The 18,047-nt window shown below is 39.4% G+C and carries 16 protein-coding genes; 7 read left to right on the top strand and 9 right to left on the bottom strand.

Annotated features, from left to right (window positions below; all coding sequences use genetic code 11):
- Positions 1-1,401, top strand: coding sequence for an efflux transporter outer membrane subunit (locus tag MED217_RS00130; protein WP_009778422.1), 1,401 nt, complete (start codon positions 1-3; stop codon positions 1,399-1,401).
- Positions 1,402-1,485: 84 nt separating this feature from the next.
- Here MED217_RS00130 and MED217_RS00125 read toward each other — a convergent pair whose 3' ends face one another.
- From MED217_RS00125 to MED217_RS00115, 3 genes are read right to left on the bottom strand one after another with little or no spacing between them, the layout of a single operon-like run.
- Entirely contained in the window at positions 1,486-1,983 is a 498-nt protein-coding gene (locus MED217_RS00125; protein WP_009778421.1) for a YciI family protein, read from the bottom strand.
- Positions 1,974-2,444 (bottom strand): CYTH domain-containing protein, encoded by a 471-nt coding sequence (locus MED217_RS00120; protein ID WP_009778420.1) that lies wholly within the window; start codon positions 2,442-2,444, stop codon positions 1,974-1,976. The genes MED217_RS00125 and MED217_RS00120 overlap by 10 nt, the downstream gene beginning before the upstream one ends.
- Complete coding sequence (locus MED217_RS00115) at positions 2,437-3,096, bottom strand: NAD(P)H-binding protein (protein WP_009778419.1); 660 nt, start codon at positions 3,094-3,096, stop codon at positions 2,437-2,439. The genes MED217_RS00120 and MED217_RS00115 overlap by 8 nt, the downstream gene beginning before the upstream one ends.
- Before the next feature lie 110 nt (positions 3,097-3,206).
- Here MED217_RS00115 and dinB point away from each other — a divergent pair, with 110 nt between their 5' ends.
- Complete coding sequence (gene dinB / locus MED217_RS00110) at positions 3,207-4,310, top strand: DNA polymerase IV (RefSeq protein WP_009778418.1); 1,104 nt, start codon at positions 3,207-3,209, stop codon at positions 4,308-4,310.
- Between the two features lie 100 nt (positions 4,311-4,410).
- Here the strand turns inward: dinB and pyk are convergent, their stop codons facing one another.
- From pyk to MED217_RS00085, 5 genes are all read right to left on the bottom strand, one after another.
- On the bottom strand, positions 4,411-5,847 hold the full coding sequence (gene pyk, locus MED217_RS00105) for a pyruvate kinase (protein WP_009778417.1): 1,437 nt from the start codon (positions 5,845-5,847) through the stop codon (positions 4,411-4,413).
- Positions 5,847-6,335, bottom strand: coding sequence for an IPExxxVDY family protein (locus tag MED217_RS00100; protein ID WP_009778416.1), 489 nt, complete (start codon positions 6,333-6,335; stop codon positions 5,847-5,849). Before MED217_RS00100 ends, pyk begins: the two co-directional genes overlap by 1 nt.
- 96 nt (positions 6,336-6,431) lie before the next feature.
- On the bottom strand, positions 6,432-7,178 hold the full coding sequence (gene rnc, locus MED217_RS00095) for a ribonuclease III (protein ID WP_009778415.1): 747 nt from the start codon (positions 7,176-7,178) through the stop codon (positions 6,432-6,434).
- Positions 7,179-7,188: 10 nt separating this feature from the next.
- Positions 7,189-8,442, bottom strand: coding sequence for a beta-ketoacyl-ACP synthase II (gene fabF, locus MED217_RS00090; protein WP_009778414.1), 1,254 nt, complete (start codon positions 8,440-8,442; stop codon positions 7,189-7,191).
- A 19-nt stretch (positions 8,443-8,461) separates the two neighbouring features.
- The gene (locus MED217_RS00085; RefSeq protein WP_009778413.1) at positions 8,462-8,695 is read right to left on the bottom strand and encodes an acyl carrier protein; all 234 of its coding nucleotides are present in this window, start codon (positions 8,693-8,695) and stop codon (positions 8,462-8,464) included.
- Positions 8,696-8,873: 178 nt separating this feature from the next.
- On the opposite strand from MED217_RS00085, the gene purN reads away from it, so the two are divergent.
- The 4 genes from purN (at position 8,874) to MED217_RS00065 (ending at position 13,157) form a co-directional block, all read left to right on the top strand.
- Positions 8,874-9,443: a phosphoribosylglycinamide formyltransferase gene (gene purN, locus MED217_RS00080; protein WP_009778412.1), complete on the top strand. Its 570-nt coding sequence runs from the start codon at positions 8,874-8,876 to the stop codon at positions 9,441-9,443.
- A 56-nt stretch (positions 9,444-9,499) separates the two neighbouring features.
- Positions 9,500-10,135 carry a ribonuclease H1 domain-containing protein gene (locus tag MED217_RS00075; protein ID WP_009778411.1) on the top strand — a complete coding sequence of 212 codons (636 nt, stop codon included), beginning with the start codon at positions 9,500-9,502 and terminating at the stop codon, positions 10,133-10,135.
- 145 nt (positions 10,136-10,280) lie between these two features.
- Positions 10,281-11,204, top strand: a complete 924-nt coding sequence (locus MED217_RS00070) for a PfkB family carbohydrate kinase (RefSeq protein WP_009778410.1) — start codon at positions 10,281-10,283, stop codon at positions 11,202-11,204.
- Positions 11,205-11,258: 54 nt separating this feature from the next.
- On the top strand, positions 11,259-13,157 hold the full coding sequence (locus tag MED217_RS00065; RefSeq protein ID WP_009778409.1) for an amidophosphoribosyltransferase: 1,899 nt from the start codon (positions 11,259-11,261) through the stop codon (positions 13,155-13,157).
- A gap of 798 nt (positions 13,158-13,955) precedes the next feature.
- On the opposite strand, the gene MED217_RS00060 is transcribed toward MED217_RS00065, so the two are convergent.
- On the bottom strand, positions 13,956-14,564 hold the full coding sequence (locus tag MED217_RS00060; protein WP_009778408.1) for a superoxide dismutase: 609 nt from the start codon (positions 14,562-14,564) through the stop codon (positions 13,956-13,958).
- A gap of 236 nt (positions 14,565-14,800) precedes the next feature.
- Here MED217_RS00060 and MED217_RS00055 point away from each other — a divergent pair, with 236 nt between their 5' ends.
- Positions 14,801-17,944: a UvrD-helicase domain-containing protein gene (locus MED217_RS00055; protein WP_009778407.1), complete on the top strand. Its 3,144-nt coding sequence runs from the start codon at positions 14,801-14,803 to the stop codon at positions 17,942-17,944.
- Positions 17,945-18,047: the final 103 nt, after the last annotated feature.

The raw sequence follows: 18,047 nt of genomic DNA, 5'->3' as shown, positions 1-18,047 counted from the left end.
ATGAAAAAGCAACTCATATATAGAATATTCATATTAGGCGCTGTTCCTTTGTTGCTGGCCTCGTGCTTCGCAGCTAAGGAATATGAGCGACCTCAAGAACTTATTGACGAAACCTATTATCGCACCGATGCTATTGAACAAGACAGTATCAATATGGCTGTGGTATCTTGGAGAGAATTATTTTCTGATCCCATTTTACAAGGACACATTGAAACCGGTCTTGAAAACAATATTGACATTCGCGTAGCCCTTCAACAGATCCTAGCTGCTGAAGCCAATTTCAAACAAGGTAAAGCTGGGTATTTTCCTACTCTTGATGCAACTGCACAAATGACACATCAAGAGCTTTCTTCAAACAGTCAGTTTGGAGGCTTATTCTCTTCTCTTGATCAATATGAACTGAGCGCAAGCTTATCTTGGGAAGCCGATATCTGGGGGAAAATAAGAAGTAATAAGCGTGCCTTTGGCGCACAATATTTACAAACTGTTGAAGCGCACAAAGCGGTTAAAACACAGCTTGTAGCGATGATCGCTTCTTCGTACTACCAGCTTTTAGCTTTAGACGAACAGCTGAGAGTAACCGAAGAAACCATCGAGACGCGCAGCAGTAGTTTAGAAACTACCAAAGCTTTAAAAGAAGCGGGAAATGTAACAGAAGTTGGTGTAAAACAAACCGAAGCGCAATTATACACTGCACAAGCATTGCGCATCGATTTGATCAACGAGATACGCTTGTTAGAAAACAGCTTTTCGATTTTACTGGGACAGCAACCGGGTACAATAGAACGTGACGGTTTACGCAATCAGGAAATCGAAACTTCTTTAAAAACAGGTGTTCCTGCTCAGCTGCTCGTAAACAGACCTGACGTGAGAGCTTCAGAATTTGCTTTGATCAATGCTTTTGAATTGACAAATGTAGCCAGAAGTAATTTCTACCCGTCGCTTACGCTAAGTGCTTCGGGAGGTTTACAAGCGCTGCAAATAGACGAATTGTTTGACACCAATTCCCTTTTTGCAACCCTTATTGGCGGACTTACACAACCTATTTTTAATAGAAGGTCTATCAAAACGCAATACGAAGTTGCACAGGCACAGCAAGAGCAAGCGCGCTTACAATTTAAACAAGCCTTGTTAACGGCTTCTAGAGAGGTTTCTGACGCGTTATACACCTATGAAGCGGCTACCGAAAAACTTGATGTTAAACGCAAAGAATTTGAGTCGTACAACACAGCAACCGAATATTCTGAAGAGCTTTTAGATAACGGTCTCGCCAACTATTTAGAAGTACTAACAGCTCGAGAGAACGCATTAAACTCAAGCCTAGACCTCATTAACACCAGATTAACTCAACTGCAATCTGTAGTTGATCTTTATGAAGCTTTAGGTGGAGGCTGGCAGTAATAGCATCGCACCTTTCATTCCTAAATTGAAAAAATCCGAAGTATAGTACTTCGGATTTTTTATTGGTATCACACAAATAGTTTCCTACCGTAAGGGAAAACCCTTTGCCGCCCACCAAGGGTGAATCTCGATCGATAGCCTTCCTGCTTTAACCATAGGATCAAGGTTTGCCAAGCTATCCGCCATGTGCTGCGTAGGCGTATTGTAAATTGTAATCCCTCGTATATCACCGTCATCACCAAATGGACCAGAAATATCGGCGTATCCCAGATCGTACATTCGGCCTAGGTGTTCCAGGTGTAGTTTTTGAAGACTATCTGCAACTTCCTTAGGTTGATCTCGATTAGGACCACGCTTTAAAAAAGCAATAAAGTACTGCTGCATAATCACAGTGTCCTTGGTCTTTTCATCTACATAATTCATGGTCAAATACCCTGCTTCTTCAAGTTCGGCTTGTAATTCAGAAACTGTTTTGCTGTTTTCTTCTCGTAAAACCGGAAGTTCTTCTTCGGTTCTTTCCTCTTTACAAGCCCATAAGAGTATGCTCAACAGACCTATTTTAAGTAGTGATTTTACTTCCATAATTTAAACGGATTTTTACTGAGTTGTGAGTTGTAATAACGATGATCTCCTGTTACTTCTTCGCCCAGCCAGTTTGGTTTCTCAAAATCTTCGGTGGCCGATTGAAGCTCTATTTCAGCAAGAATCAAACCTTCATTATCCTCAAAAAATTGGTCTACCTCATAAATATGAGCTCCTGCCTTAACCTCATACCTTATTTTTGAAATCATTCCGGGTTCACTGAGTTTGAGCAAGGCTTCGGCCTCTTCACGGCTTATTTGCTTTTCCCACTCAAAACGTGTTGTTCCACTTTCATCAGACTTTCCTTTTATGGTTAAAAAGCCCACGTCATCTTTTATACGCACACGCACGGCACGCTCAGGATTACTGTTGAGATAGCCTTGTTTTATCTCGTTTTCACGAAATGCTTCCGCCTTAAAAGCATCACTTTTCACTAAAAATTTACGTTCGATCTCAAGCATCGGCTAGTTTTTGAATTTCATCTGAAGGAACACGTGCTTCCTCATAAGTTTTAAAAGTCAAATATAATATCGTTTTCACCAAGGCTTTCGGTTTAATGCTTCTAAACTTTTTTAACGGACCAATCAAAAAAGGATTTAGGACCTTGAAAGCAGCAATCCCTATCTTCTCTGCGACTCTCTTTTCCTCCCGGTCTGCGGCAAGTAATGCAGGTTCTAAAAAGTACGTATTCTTTGGTTTTTTGGCTAAAACATCGCGTTCCATCTCGCCTTTGACTTTGTTGTAAAACACACGACTCTCAGGATCTGCTCCCAATGCCGAAATAACAATTAAGCGTTTGATATCGTTGGTCACACAAAGCTTTGCGGCTGCAAGTGGAATTCCGTAGTCAATCTTTTTATAGGTCTCCCTATCGCTGGTTTTAGATTGAGTGGTGCCCACACAGCAAAAAACAACATCAGCCTTAAATGCTTCTTGATGTTTTTCTAATTCAAACATATCTATAACATGCTCCTCAAGTTTAGGATGCTGTAAGCCCGATGGACGTCTATGAAAGCTTATTACTTTTTCAAAACGCTCATCATCAAACAAATGTTTTGCAAGTAAGCTTCCCGTCACGCCGGTAATACCTAGAATTATCGCTGTCTTTTTCAAAGTTTATAAGTATAAATGAATATACAAGTTACGATATGATTCTTTATTTCTATAAGTATCAAATGCCCGAGCAGTTTGGCTGAAGATTTGTAGTTAAATTTGCAGAATTGATGGAAGCTCCACCTGTAAATAGAAAGATCATTCACGTAGATATGGACGCGTTTTACGCTTCTGTAGAGCAACTCGACAATCCTGAGTTGCGCGGGAAACCTGTTGCCGTAGGCGGCGGGTCTGAACGTGGTGTTGTAAGTGCTGCAAGCTACGAGGCGCGTAAATTTGGTGTGCGAAGTGCGATGGCGGGAGCACTCGCACGTAAACTTTGTCCTGACCTTATTTTTGTAAAAACACGTTTTGATCGCTACCGTGAGATCAGTGCGCAAATACGTGAGGTGTTTCACGAATATACAGATCTTGTAGAACCGCTCTCCCTTGATGAAGCTTATCTGGATGTTACCGAAAATAAAAAAGGAAATCCCAGCGCCACGCTGATCGCAAAAGAGATACGTGCTAAAATCAAAGAAAAAACAGGGCTCAATGCTTCAGCTGGAATTTCTATAAACAAGTTTATTGCTAAAGTTGCCAGTGATGTCAACAAACCCAACGGACAAAAAACCGTCAATCCAGAGGAAGTACTTCCGTTTTTAGAAGCTTTAGACATTAGAAAGTTTTACGGTGTAGGTAAGGTGACTGCAGAGAAAATGTATCAACTGGGTATTTTTACCGGAAATGATCTTAAAAGTAAAAGTCTCGAATTTTTGCAGGAGAAATTCGGTAAAAGCGGTAATCATTATTACAACGTGGTGCGCGGAATTCACCTCAGTGAAGTCAAACCGCATCGCATCAGAAAATCATTAGGCGCCGAGCGCACCTTTAGTGAAAATATTTCTTCGGAAATCTTTATGCTCGAACGTCTGGAAAATATCGCTGAAGAAATAGAACGCCGCCTCAAAAAATCTAATGTTGCCGGAAAAACAGTAACACTTAAAATCAAATACAGCGACTTTACGCTCAAAACACGAAGCAAAACACTACCCTATTACATCAGATCTAAAGAAGTGATCTATGAGACTGCAAAAGAGCTTTTGTACCAAGAAAAGATGGAAAACAGTGTGCGGCTGCTAGGGATTACTTTAGCCAATCTAAACACTGAAGATAAACGCGAGAAACCTTCTGAAAAAAAGGAAATCGTAGTACAGCTCAAGTTTGAATTTTAGCATAAATTATTTTCGGATATTATTCCTTTTAGGAATGCCAATAAAAAAAGCTCCTTCCGTTAGGGAAAGAGCTTTTAAACTTATTAGAGATCAGGACGTATTAATTTCCTTGTATCTCGCGTACTCTTAATGTGTTTACCATTCCTTTCTCGCTGATTGGCATCGCCGCAAGGCTAATTACCATATCACCAATATTTAGGTATCCGCTATCACGAGCGATACGATTTACGTCACGCACGGTTTCATCTGTAGAAACAAACTTGTCGTAATAGAATGCTTTAACACCCCAAAGTAAATTAAGCTGACTTAAGATATTTCGGTTTGAAGTAAAGACTAAGATATGCGCATTAGGTCTCCAAGCTGAAATTTGAAATGCTGTATAACCACTATTTGTAAGTGTGGTGATCGCTTTTGCATCGATATCATTTGCCATAAGCGCCGCGTGATAACAAATAGACTTTGTGATATAGCGCTTTGTACGAATGTGAGGTGGTGTTTGAGGCACTTTGATCAATGGAGAATCTTCTACCTTAGCCAAGATAGAGGCCATACGCTCAATCACCTGCACAGGATATTTACCTACTGAAGTCTCGCCACTAAGCATAACCGCATCTGCACCGTCCATTACAGAGTTTGCCACGTCATTCACCTCTGCACGTGTTGGCGTTAAGCTATCGATCATCGTTTCCATCATTTGAGTTGCAATGATTACAGGGATGCGTGCTTTTTTTGCAGAAAGAACCAATTGCTTTTGAATAAGTGGAACCTCTTCTGCAGGAACTTCTACTCCAAGGTCTCCACGGGCAACCATTAACCCATCACTATAGGCAACGATCTTATCGATATTTTGTACAGCTTCAGGCTTTTCGATCTTAGAAATGATCGGAATTTTATGCGCTGAATGCTCTTTGATTAAATCCTGAAGTTGAATCAAATCACCTTCGTGACGAACAAATGAAAGTGCGATCCAGTCTACATTTTGCTTGATTGCAAAAATTGCATCTTCGATATCTTTTTCAGTAAGTGCAGGAAGCGAAATATTGGTATTAGGAAGGTTTACACCTTTTCTAGACTTTAACGGTCCTCCTTGAATTACAACAGTTTCAACTTCGTTCTCATTATCGGTTTTTAAAACCTCAAAAATCAATTTACCATCATCAAGAAGAATGCGCTCTCCTTTATTAACGTCGCGAGGAAAATGCTCGTAGTTCATATAAACACGCTCCTTGGTGCCTTCAAATTCCTCTTTTGTAGAAAAAACAATCTTATCTCCCGGATTAACTACAACCTCATCCTTCATAATCCCTACTCGCAGTTTAGGACCTTGTAAATCTGCTAAAATTGCGGTGTTGTATCCAAACTCTTCGCTGAGGCTGCGTATCATATCTATACGCTCTTTAACTGCGTCATAATCTGCGTGCGAAAAATTGATTCGAAATACATCTACGCCTGCTTTGATCATATTGTGAAGGACTTCCTTCTTACTGGTCGCAGGTCCAAGTGTAGCAACAATTTTAGTTTTCTTAGTGTTTGACATTATTCAAAAATTAAATTTTGTTTAGACTTTATGGTGCTTACATCTACTTCGTAAGCGGTAATTATTTGTGGTATTAGGTTTAGGTGTGGTAACAGTGCTAGCTTGGGAGATATTCCGTTATCACTTTCAATCTTTAAAAGAAAATCGGCATTCTTTACTTCAGGAACTAAGTTGAGCGTCTTGAAGTGTTCTGAATCTGCCTCTGCAAACAAGTCACTACCCAGCTGTACTTGTTTGTATCTCATTTTATATTTATTACTTAACAACGTATAGGTTTGATATTTTTTTTGATCTTCAAATTTATACGAAGCAAAGCTAAACTTATGCTGGTCGTTATAAAAGTCAATATCCTTGGCCCGTTTTAATCTCAAATGAGCATATTTATTAATCATAAAAGCCAGACGATAGCTCTCTAAAGAGCAGTGTAGCGCGATTAAACTGAAATCATAATCAAACGCATCATCCAATACTAGCTTAAGTGCTGCCATCTTCTTAAATAAGCGTTAAATATAGTCAAACTATAAGAGATTCCCTTAGGCTTTAGCTTTATCTAAATGTAAAAACGACAGTCTACCTAAAACAATTTAGTTAAAACGATGTACATCTATTTTATTCTGAAATACATAGTAGGCGCGCTTCGCTGCCTTCTCTTCTGCTTTCTTTTTTGAGGTTGCTCGTGCCTTGGCCACTTGCTTACCATCTATAGATAAGCGCACCGAAAAATGGCGCACCACATCCTGCCCAGAATCTTCATAAGTATCAAAATCAAAGAGTCGCTTTTCCTTTTGACACCATTCGATAAGCAGACTTTTATAACTTATTACACGGCCTTCTAACTTTTCAATATCTACATAAGGGTCAATAACGCGTTTGTTGATAAACTTACGCGCATACCTATATCCTCTGTCTTGATATATCGCACCTACCAGAGCTTCAAAAAGATTACCGTGAATGTTTGCCCCGAAATTCTCTTTTGGTATGGCCGATTTAACTAAACCGAGCAACCCGAGATCTCTGCCCAGCTCGTTAAGATGCTCCCGGCTTACCACCTTAGAACGCATCTTTGTCAAATAGCCTTCGTCACCTTTACCCACTTCGTCAAAGAGATATGCAGCAATCACAGCTCCCAGCATCGCATCTCCTAAAAACTCCAAGCGCTCATAGTTAAAGGCATTACCTTTTTTATCTTGTAGCGCCATAGACCTGTGGGTGAAAGCTTCTTCGTAATGCGTAATATTGATGGGCTTAAAACCGATTATTTTTTTGACAGTAACAAAAAAATTCCCGCCCTTTTCAGGACGGGAAGTAAATATGTTGCGAATTACACTCATCTAACTGAGATTATTCGCTATACTTTTTAAATAAGACACAAGCATTGTGACCTCCAAAACCAAAGGTATTGCTCATCGCTACATTAACCTCACGCTTTTGTGCTTTGTTGAGCGTAAGATTTAAAGAACTATCAATATTTTCATCAACAGTAGTATGATTGATGGTAGGCGGTACAAGACTGTGCTCCATCGCAAGGATCGAAGCAATTGCTTCAATAGCGCCTGCAGCACCAAGCAAGTGCCCGGTCATCGACTTTGTTGAATTGATATTAATATCTTTTGCGTGCTCACCAAATACTTTGGTTATAGCTTTAAGCTCAGCCACATCGCCCAACGGAGTTGAGGTACCGTGCGTATTGATCGCATCTACTTCTTCAGGCTTGATATTTGCATCGCGCAAGCAATTAAGCATCACACGTTCTACACCTATCCCATCAGGATGTGGAGCTGTCATATGATGTGCATCACTAGACATACCGCCACCTACAACTTCAGCATAAATTTTAGCGCCACGTGCTTTTGCGTGCTCATACTCTTCAAGAATAAGCGCTCCTGCACCTTCACCTAAAACAAAACCGTCTCGTGTAGCATCAAATGGTCTTGAAGCCGTTGCCGGATCATCATTGCGAGTAGATAAGGCATGCATTGCATTAAAACCGCCCATCCCTGCTTTGGTAACCGCAGCTTCACTTCCTCCTGTAACTATGATATCACAATGACCTAAACGTATATAGTTTAAAGCATCGATCAACGCATTAGCAGAAGATGCGCAAGCAGATACTGTAGTGTAGTTTGGCCCCATAAAACCATGTTTGATAGAGATATTACCCGGGGCAATATCTGCGATCATTTTAGGAATAAAGAAGGGATTAAATCTAGGAGTACCATCACCTTCGGCAAAGTTTATTACTTCGTCCTGAAAAGTTTCTAAGCCGCCGATTCCGGCTCCCCAAATTACACCAACTCTAAATTTATCAACAACATCAAGATCTATTCCTGCATCTTTGATAGCCTGGTCAGATGACACTAATGCATATTGTGCAAAGCGATCTAGTTTACGGGCTTCCTTTCTGTCAAAATAGTCTTGTGCGTTAAAATTTTTGAGCTCACAAGCGAATTTGGTTTTAAACTTCTCTGCGTCAAAATAAGTAATAGGTGCACAGCCGCTTTTACCTGTACTCAATCCTTCCCAATATTCTTCAATATTGTTTCCGATTGGCGTAAGCGCACCAAGACCTGTTACTACAACTCGCTTTAACTCCATATGGTAATTTGCTTTCTTCTTACTTTGCTTCTTCTATGTAGGAAATAGCTTGACCTACAGTCGCGATATTTTCTGCCTGGTCGTCTGGAATCTGAATATCAAATTCTTTTTCAAACTCCATAATAAGCTCAACTGTATCTAACGAGTCTGCTCCTAGGTCGTTTGTGAAGCTCGCTTCTGCAACAACCTCGTTCTCATCAACGCCAAGTTTATCTACGATGATGGCTTTTACTCTTGATGCAATGTCTGACATAATATTTAATTTTTAATTTTAATTAGGAGGCAAAAATAGCAAACTTTACCGTTTTACCACATTACCTATCTAAAATGTGTCGTTAATTTAATCATTTCCTCTTGAACTTTAAACCAAAACTGCACATTTAAAACAATAATAATGCGTTGCTTTGTAGTCTCGCAACACCTTAGTATATATGAAACGAATTGTAATTTTTGCTTCAGGAAGCGGCTCTAATGCACAACAAATCACCGAGTTTTTTCAAGACCGAAAAGATGCGCAAGTTGTTCAAATTTTAAGCAACAAAAACACGGCAAAAGTCTTAGAACGTGCAAATAATCTTAAAATTAGCGCCTTCAGTTTTAACCGAAGCGCTTTTTATGATACCGATCAAGTGTTAAATCTTGTCAAGGCAACACAGCCCGACTTGATCGTGTTGGCCGGTTTCTTATGGCTATTCCCACAAAACATCATTGAAGCCTATCCCGGTAAGATCATCAACATTCACCCGGCTTTACTACCAGCCTATGGCGGAAAAGGAATGTATGGTGCTAACGTGCACAAAGCTGTGGTAGCCGCCGGCGAAAAAGAATCGGGCATCACCATTCACGAAGTCACTTCAGAATATGATAAAGGAACGATCCTTTTTCAGGCTAAAACACAATTAGAGTCTGACGAAACCCCAGATAGTTTGGCGGCAAAAATTCACGAGTTGGAATATGAGCATTTTCCGCGTGTGATCGCAGAGATTCTAGAAAAGCAATAGACATATAATGTTGAAGGGATTCCCGCCTTCGCGGAAATGAAAGAGATTGATTATTTATGGCGAAGAAAGAGAAATTTTATGTGGTCTGGCAAGGCAAAAAGCCCGGCATTTACACCTCTTGGAAAGATTGCAAAGCAATGATTGATGGCTTTGCAGGGGCGCAATACAAATCTTTCCCAACCTTTCCTGAAGCTAAAGCTGCTTATAATAAAGACTACAAGGATGTAAAAGGAACTTCAAAAAAGAAAAAGACATTAACTGCTGAAGAAAAACAGAAATACGGCGAACCCAATCTGTATTCAATTTCGGTAGACGCAGCAAGTTCTGGTAATCCGGGCATTATGGAATATCGAGGTGTTGACACGCAAACCGGGAAACAACTTTTTCATCAAGGTCCTTTTAAACAAGGGACTAATAATATAGGTGAGTTTCTCGCCCTCGTTCACGGTCTTGCACTCTTAAAACAAAAAAACAGCGATCGCATTATTTATTCAGATTCGCGCATCGCTATTGGCTGGGTAAAAAAGAAAAAATGCAATACTAAGCTTACCGAAAATTCAAAAAACAAAGACGTGTATGACTTAGTGCGTCGTGCCGAAAACTGGCTTCAAAACAACACCTACAAGACGGTGATCGTTAAATGGGAAACGAAAGCCTGGGGAGAAATTCCGGCAGATTTTGGTAGAAAATAATTCTTACCTTCACAAAAACAGCTCACGATCAATTAATTATTGATCGCCTTTCCTTTTATAAAGCCTTACGTAAGTTTAGAAACACTCTAACGACCATTGTTTAAAATTGCATTATCAAAACTGTATATTTGCATAAAATTTTTGGATGCATAAACTGGTAATTGTAGGCACGTGTGCCTTTGATGAAATTGAATCTCCGTTTGGAAAAACCGGGAAAATTCTTGGTGGAGCAGGAACCTTTATAGGTCTGGCCGCCTCTAATTTTGATGTTGATCAAGCTATTGTTTCAGTAGTAGGATCAGATTTTCCTGAGGAATATATTGACTTGCTCAAAAGCAGAGGTATTAATATGGAAGGGCTCGAAGTCGTAAAAGATGGAAAAACCTTTTTTTGGAAAGGGCGTTACCACAACGATCTCAACTCTAGAGATACCTTGATTACCGAGCTCAACACCTTAGCCGATTTCAATCCGATCGTTCCTGAAGCTTACAAAGATGCCGAAATCGTAATGTTGGGTAACTTACACCCGCTTGTGCAGCTTTCTGTTTTGGATCAAATGAATAAAAAGCCCAAACTGGCAATTCTTGACACCATGAATTTCTGGATGGACAGTGCTCTGGAAGATCTTAAAAAGGTTATTGCAAAGGTTGACGTGATCACAATTAATGACGAAGAGGCACGCCAACTGAGCGGCGAATATTCATTAGTAACTGCGGCTCAAAAAATCTCAGCGATGGGACCTCGTTTTGTGGTTATTAAAAAAGGAGAACACGGTGCTTTATTATTTGAGGACGACAAAGTCTTTTTTGCACCCGCCCTACCTCTTGAAGAAGTTTTTGACCCAACCGGAGCAGGCGACACTTTTGCCGGTGGCTTTGCCGGTTATTTAACCAGCACGGGAGATCTTTCTTTTGAAAATATGAAAAGGGCCATCATTCACGGCTCAAACCTCGCATCGTTTTGTGTAGAAAAATTTGGTACAGAGCGTATGCAAAATTTAAAACCCGAAGAAATCGAAAAGCGTTTGCTGAAATTTAAAGCCTTAACGCAATTTAATTTAGACCTATAAAACAACGCGCGCCCTCTTCTTAACCAGAAGGGGGCGCAAACATTAGAATAAGCTATGAGTGATGCAATTAAGCATGAATGTGGAATTTCGGTAATACGTCTTCTTAAACCCCTGGAGTATTATAAAGAAAAATACGGCACCGCATTTTATGGTGTAAACAAGATGTATTTAATGATGGAAAAACAGCACAACCGTGGTCAGGATGGTGCGGGTTTTGCCAGCATTAAATTAGATATGGAACCGGGTGAGCGCTATATAAGCAGACAACGTTCTATCGCACAACAGCCTATACAAGATATTTTTGCTCAAATTAATTCAAGAATTAACCAGGTTCTGTTAGAAAACCCTGAGTATGCTGATGATGTCGCTTTACAAAAACGTCACGTTCCTTATGTTGGCGAACTCTTACTAGGTCACGTGCGCTACGGTACTTTTGGTAAAAACAGTGTAGAAAGTGTACACCCATTCTTGCGTCAAAATAACTGGATGCATCGTAACCTTATCGTTGCGGGTAACTTTAACATGACCAATGTTTTTAAGCTTTTTAATAAGCTTGTAGAGCTAGGTCAGCACCCAAAAGAGAAGGCCGATACCATCACCGTAATGGAAAAGATTGGTCATTTTCTTGACGATGCTGTTGCTAAGATTTATAAGAAATTAAAGAAAGAAGGTTTTTCAAAATTTGAAGCTTCTCCGCAAATCGCAGAGCGCTTGAATATTGCCAAAATATTAAAGAAAGCTTCTAAAGATTGGGATGGCGGTTATGCGATGGCTGGTCTTTTAGGTCACGGAGATGCATTTGTGTTGCGAGATCCTTCAGGTATTCGCCCGGCCTATTATTATAAAGACGACGAAGTTGTCGTTGTTGCGAGCGAGCGCCCTGTGATTCAAACGGTTTTTAATGCCAAGTTTGAAGATGTGCAGGAACTCGATCCCGGGCACGCGATGATCATCAAGAAGAGCGGAAAAACTTCTATCGAAAAAATTCAGGAGCCGCACGAGCGTAAAGCCTGTTCTTTTGAACGCATCTATTTCTCTCGAGGAAGCGATGCCGAAATCTATCAAGAGCGTAAAGAATTGGGTAGGTTGTTAATGCCTGAAGTACTTAAGCATATCGATCATGACACGCAGAATAGTGTGTTTAGTTATATTCCTAATACCGCTGAAACTTCATTCTACGGTATGGTTGAAGCTGCACAAGCTGAACTTGATAAGCAAAAAGCAACAGAGATCCTAGAGCGCAGAAATGAATTGGATGAAGCAGGTCTTGAAGCCATTCTGTCTAAAAAATTACGCACCGAAAAAATTGCGATAAAAGATGTAAAACTACGTACTTTCATTACCGAGGACAGCAGTAGAGATGATCTGGTTGCACACGTTTATGATGTGACTTATGGTGTGGTTAAAGAATCTGATAATCTTGTAATTATAGACGACAGTATCGTACGCGGTACTACGCTTAAGAAGAGTATCATAAAAATGCTTTCTCGTCTTAATCCTAAGAAGATCGTAGTAGTTTCTTCTGCACCGCAAATTCGTTATCCGGATTGCTACGGAATTGATATGGCAAAACTTCAAGATTTTATTGCCTTTAGAGCTGCCATTGATCTGCTTAAAGAAAACGGCAAAGAAGAGATCATCAATCAGGTTTATGAGAAATGTGTAAGCCAGATCGACTTTGAAGATGTTGATGTGATCAACTACGTTAAAGAGATTTACGAACCTTTTACAGACGAAGAAATTTCAAATAAAATTGCCGAGCTTTTAAAAGATGAAACTATCAAGCCTGAGGTAAGTGTGATTTATCAAAAAGTGAGTGATTTACACAAGGCTTGTCCTAAGAATTTGGGAGACTGGTACTTCACCGGTGATTACCCTACCGTTGGTGGAAATCGTGTTGTAAACCGTGCTTTTATCAATTATGTAGAAGGAAATTTAAAGAGAGCTTATTAAAAAGACGCTTCAACTAATAATTCCGCACTTTATCTAAAAGATTGGTTTCGGTTGGAGAGAAGTAATACTTTAGTATCTGCCATAACATAAGTAGGTTAAGTTCATGGTAGATTTGGGGCAAAAAAGGTGGATTTTTTCCACCTTTTTTATTTGCATCAAATCGGGGTGGCGAGCAGGTTTAGAAACACTAATCGCTACTGATAATTCTTCAAAATACACACTGAAAAAACAGAGCTAAAACAGGCCGCGAGCCGTTTCTTCAATCACGGGTTTTCCACCTTTTTTGGTAACCAAAGTGTTCAATACTCCAAGGCATCCCTCGAAATAGAAAGTTCGTTTTCAAGCAATGCTTCATGGTTTTTCCCTAAGATTGTTTACTTGCATCAAATCGGGGTGGCGAGCAGGTTTACAAACACTAGTCGCTACTGATAATTCTTCAAAATATACACTGAAAAACAGAGCTAAAACACGCCGCGAGCCGTTTCTTCAACCACGGGTTTCCCACCTTTTTTGGGCACCGCCAAAGGGTTTAATACTCCAAGGCCTGCTTCGAAATTGAAAATTCGTTTTCAAACAATGCTTTATGGGCCTGCCTTTGTCGGCAAACAGGCTTGCCCTGATGTAATTTAATTGTGCTATAAGCTTAGAATACTTCGTACTGCTTTCAGTTCTAAAAAACTTTAAATTCCGCTTTGCGGATTGCTTTTAAAGCTTAAACAAACTCGGATTTAAAACCCTTTAGTACCCATAAAAAAAGCCCGACTTACGCCGAGCTTTTATATTCAGTTTTAAAACTTCTTACTTATTCTGAGCATATCTGCTAGAAACTTCTTGCCAGTTGATCACATTAAAGAATGCATCGATATACGCTGGACGCTGGTTTTGATATTTTAAGTAATACGCGTGCTCCCAAACATCAATTCCTAAAATTGGAGTTCCTCCACAACCTACTTCAGGCATCAATGGGTTATCTTGATTTGGTGTAGAGCAAACTTCTACTTTACCACCTTCGTGTACACATAACCAAGCCCAACCTGAACCAAACTGAGTTCCTGCAGCGCTACTAAATTTATCTTTAAACGCTTCAAAAGAACCAAAAGCAGCATTAATTGCTTCTGCTAGTTCGCCGGTTGGCTCTCCTCCACCGTCTGGTGACATCACATCCCAAAAAAGACTGTGATTGTAAAAACCTCCACCATTATTACGTACTGCCTTGTTAGTCATATCAAGGTTGATAAGAATATTCTCGATAGTCTTACCTTCAAGATCTGTACCTTCAATAGCAGCATTTAATTTGCTGGTGTAACCCGCATGATGTTTGTCATGGTGAATTTCCATAGTTTTTGCATCGATATGAGGCTCTAATGCATCTTTAGCATATTTTAATTCTGGAAGTTGAAAAGACATATTTTATTTTTTTCGTTAATAGAATAGTTGAATCTCAAAGTTACTATTTAACACGGCTTATCTAAAGTATCTTGTGTTATAATACTCTTAAGGTTTGCACAAAGACGGTTCATTTTCAGCAGGGTATCGTCAAAAATCTCAAAACAGCATCAAAACCTAAAAGTCTGAGTGCATTTGCTACATATCTTTATTAAAGTTGCCGAAGTCAACATCGCGTAATTTAGTAACTTGACTGCATGCAAAATCACCACTCCATATCTGTTTATAATGCTTCGGCAGGTGCCGGAAAAACATTTGCTCTTGTCAAAAATTACTTGAGCATTCTTTTTAAAAGCAGTAATGATTTTAAGTATAGACGCATTCTTGCCATTACATTTACCAATAAGGCAGTTGCCGAAATGAAAACACGTATCATCAAGAATTTACAGGATTTCTCTAGTGATGCCATTTTTACTCAAGACAACCCAATGCTCTCAGCAGTTGAAGAAGAAACCGGTTTGGAGCGCAGCGAAATTCAGAATAAAGCAAAACGCATTTTAAAACACATTGTTCAAGATTATGCTTCATTTGATGTGGTGACCATAGACAATTTTACACATCGCATCATACGCACATTTGCTTACGATCTCAAAATTCCGCAAAACTTTGAAGTTGAATTAAACACACAAGATGTATTAGAACAAGCTGTAGACAGCCTTATCGATAAAGCCGGAAAAGATCAAAACATAACCCGCGTTTTACTTGACTATGCTCTTGAGAAAATTGATAACGATAAAAGTTGGGACATCTCCCGAGACTTTTATGATATAAGCAAGTTGCTACTTAGTGAAAATGACCGGGAATACCTGCAACGCATCAAGTCTAAGTCACTTGATGATTTTGAGCAACTTAAAGCTTATCTAAAAACATCAACTAAACATCTAGAAAAGGAAATTCAAGAAGCTGCTTCCGCCTTGATCACCTTCATAGCGTCAAACGGATTAGAAGCCACACATTTCACTCGTAAATATTTACCTAAAGCGCTTGATAAAATGGCTGAAGGTGATTTTAATGTGAATTTTAATACGAAATGGGTACAGAATTTAGGTCAAGAACCGATGTACACAAAAAGTCAGAAAGAGCCCATCAAGGCAATTTTAGATAAGCTTTCTACTGAAATTACATCACAGTTTAATGCAATAAAACCTTTGATTTTTAAACTGAAACTTAACGAGGAGTTGTACAAAAAAATCACGCCGCTCTCCTTGCTTCAGCTCATTCAACAAGAAGTAGAAAAAATAAAATCTGAAAATAACCTCGTGTTGATTTCCGATTTTAATGAGCTTATTCATAAAAATATAGCCAATCAACCTACGCCATTTATTTATGAGCGTCTCGGGGAACGCTACGAGAATTATTTTATCGACGAGTTTCAAGACACCTCGGTTCTTCAGTGGTCTAATCTGGTGCCGCTTATTGATAATGCTGTGAGTACGAGTCAAACCGAAAGTGTTTCTAACAGTGTTATGCTGGTAGGCGATCCCAAACAAGCCATTTACCGTTGGCGAGGTGGAGAAGCAGAACAATTTATACGTTTATCAAAATCGGAGGTTAACCCTTTTCAGAACGAGGATAAAAAAACCATTGATCTCCCTCAGAATTACCGCAGCTATGATCAAATAATAAACTTCAACAATGAGTTTTTTACGCACGTTTCAAGCGATTTTTCTTATGCGGAATATGAAAACATTTACAAATCAGGCAACGCACAACAAATCAATCATCGTATAGGTGGTCAAGTCACGCTTAATTTTATTGAAGGAAATACGGTAGATGAATTAACTCCGCTTTATCTAGATGAGGTCGTAAAAACCATTGAAACCTGTGTTTCAAATAACTTTGAGCTTGGCGAACTCTGTATCTTGGTACGTAGAAATTCAGAAGGTGTAGCCATCGCGCAACGCCTTCAAGAAGAAAATATTCCGGTCATCTCTAGTGAAAGTTTATTACTGAAACAATCTCCGCAGGTTCAGTTTATCATAAATCTACTGCATTACACCATTGAGCCTCAATCCTCTGCAATCACCTTAAATATCTTAGAATATCTTGCTAAGAATTATCTGGAGGTTGAAAATGCACACGAGTTCTACAAAGAACATCTTAAGTATACCGGTGCCAACTTGTTTCAGCAATTATCACATCAAATCAACAATTTTGATTTTGAACAATGCGCGTTATTGCCTATTTATGAAGCCGCAGAATATATCATAAGATGCTTTGACCTTAACAAAAACGGAGGCGCCTATTTACAGTTTTTCTTAGATGCTATTTTTGACTTTGCTCAAAAAAATTCAGGCGGTATTCCAGAACTTATCATCTGGTGGAATCGCAAACAAGACAAGTTGAGTATAAGCACACCACCAACTTCAGAGGCGGTTCAAATTATGACCATTCATAAAGCCAAAGGGCTCGAGTTTCCGGTAGTAATTTATCCGTTTGCTCATACCGAATTATACTCCAATCACACCGATACTTACAATTGGTATCTCCCTGAAAGCGATAATTATCAGGGCTTTGAAGCGCTTTTATTAGGACAAAAAGCTGAGTTGACGGAGTATAACGAACAAACTGCTATGCTTTATCATCACAAACGCATACAGCAGCAGCTTGATACTATTAATGTATTGTATGTTGCTTTAACGCGTAGTGTTGAACAATTACACATCATATCTAAAACCGGCAAGGATAATGCGGAACCCAAAAACTTTGCAGATTTATTTGTGCAGTATTTGAGCTCCAAAAACCTATATGAGTCTGAAACCCGTTTTTATAGTTTTGGTGACGCAACGCGAAAATCAGGATCGAAGCCAGCATCCAAAGAAGCCTCAACGCTGAGATTGCTAAGCACTGCCCGTGAAGATCACGACCTTAGCATTGTTACACAGGCCGAAGCGTTATGGGACGACTCTAGGCAAGAAGCGCTTTCTATGGGAAATATTATACACGAACTCATGGCCGGCATAAAAACCATCGCTGATATTGATAGCGCCGTAAATAAAGCACTTACCCGAGGCTGGATCGAACAAAAAGACGTAAACCAACTCAGCACACAACTTAGAACATTAATAAGTGCTTTGGAAGAAATTGGTTTTTTTAATCACAAGCATCTTATTCTAAATGAGCGCGATATTAACAGTAAAGGACAAACAATAAGACCTGACCGCGTTGAAATAGGCAAAAACAATTCAGTTTGGCTACTCGACTATAAAACAGGTACTCCTAATGCCACACATAAAAACCAAGTTGAGCAGTATGCAACAACTTTGGAAACTATGAACTATAAGGTGATTTTAAAAGCACTCATCTATCTAAATGACCAAAACCCTATTGTTTTGCTTTAACATTTTATAAATAGTGTAAATTCCTAAAATATTCATAATCAGCAAAGTCTAAAAATACATTTAAACAACTTATTCTTAGGGTTTAACCCACATCACAAAGCTT

This window comes from Leeuwenhoekiella blandensis MED217, from assembly GCF_000152985.1.
In the GTDB taxonomy this organism is placed as follows: domain Bacteria; phylum Bacteroidota; class Bacteroidia; order Flavobacteriales; family Flavobacteriaceae; genus Leeuwenhoekiella; species Leeuwenhoekiella blandensis.
This window is presented reverse-complemented; position numbering and strand designations above follow the sequence as displayed.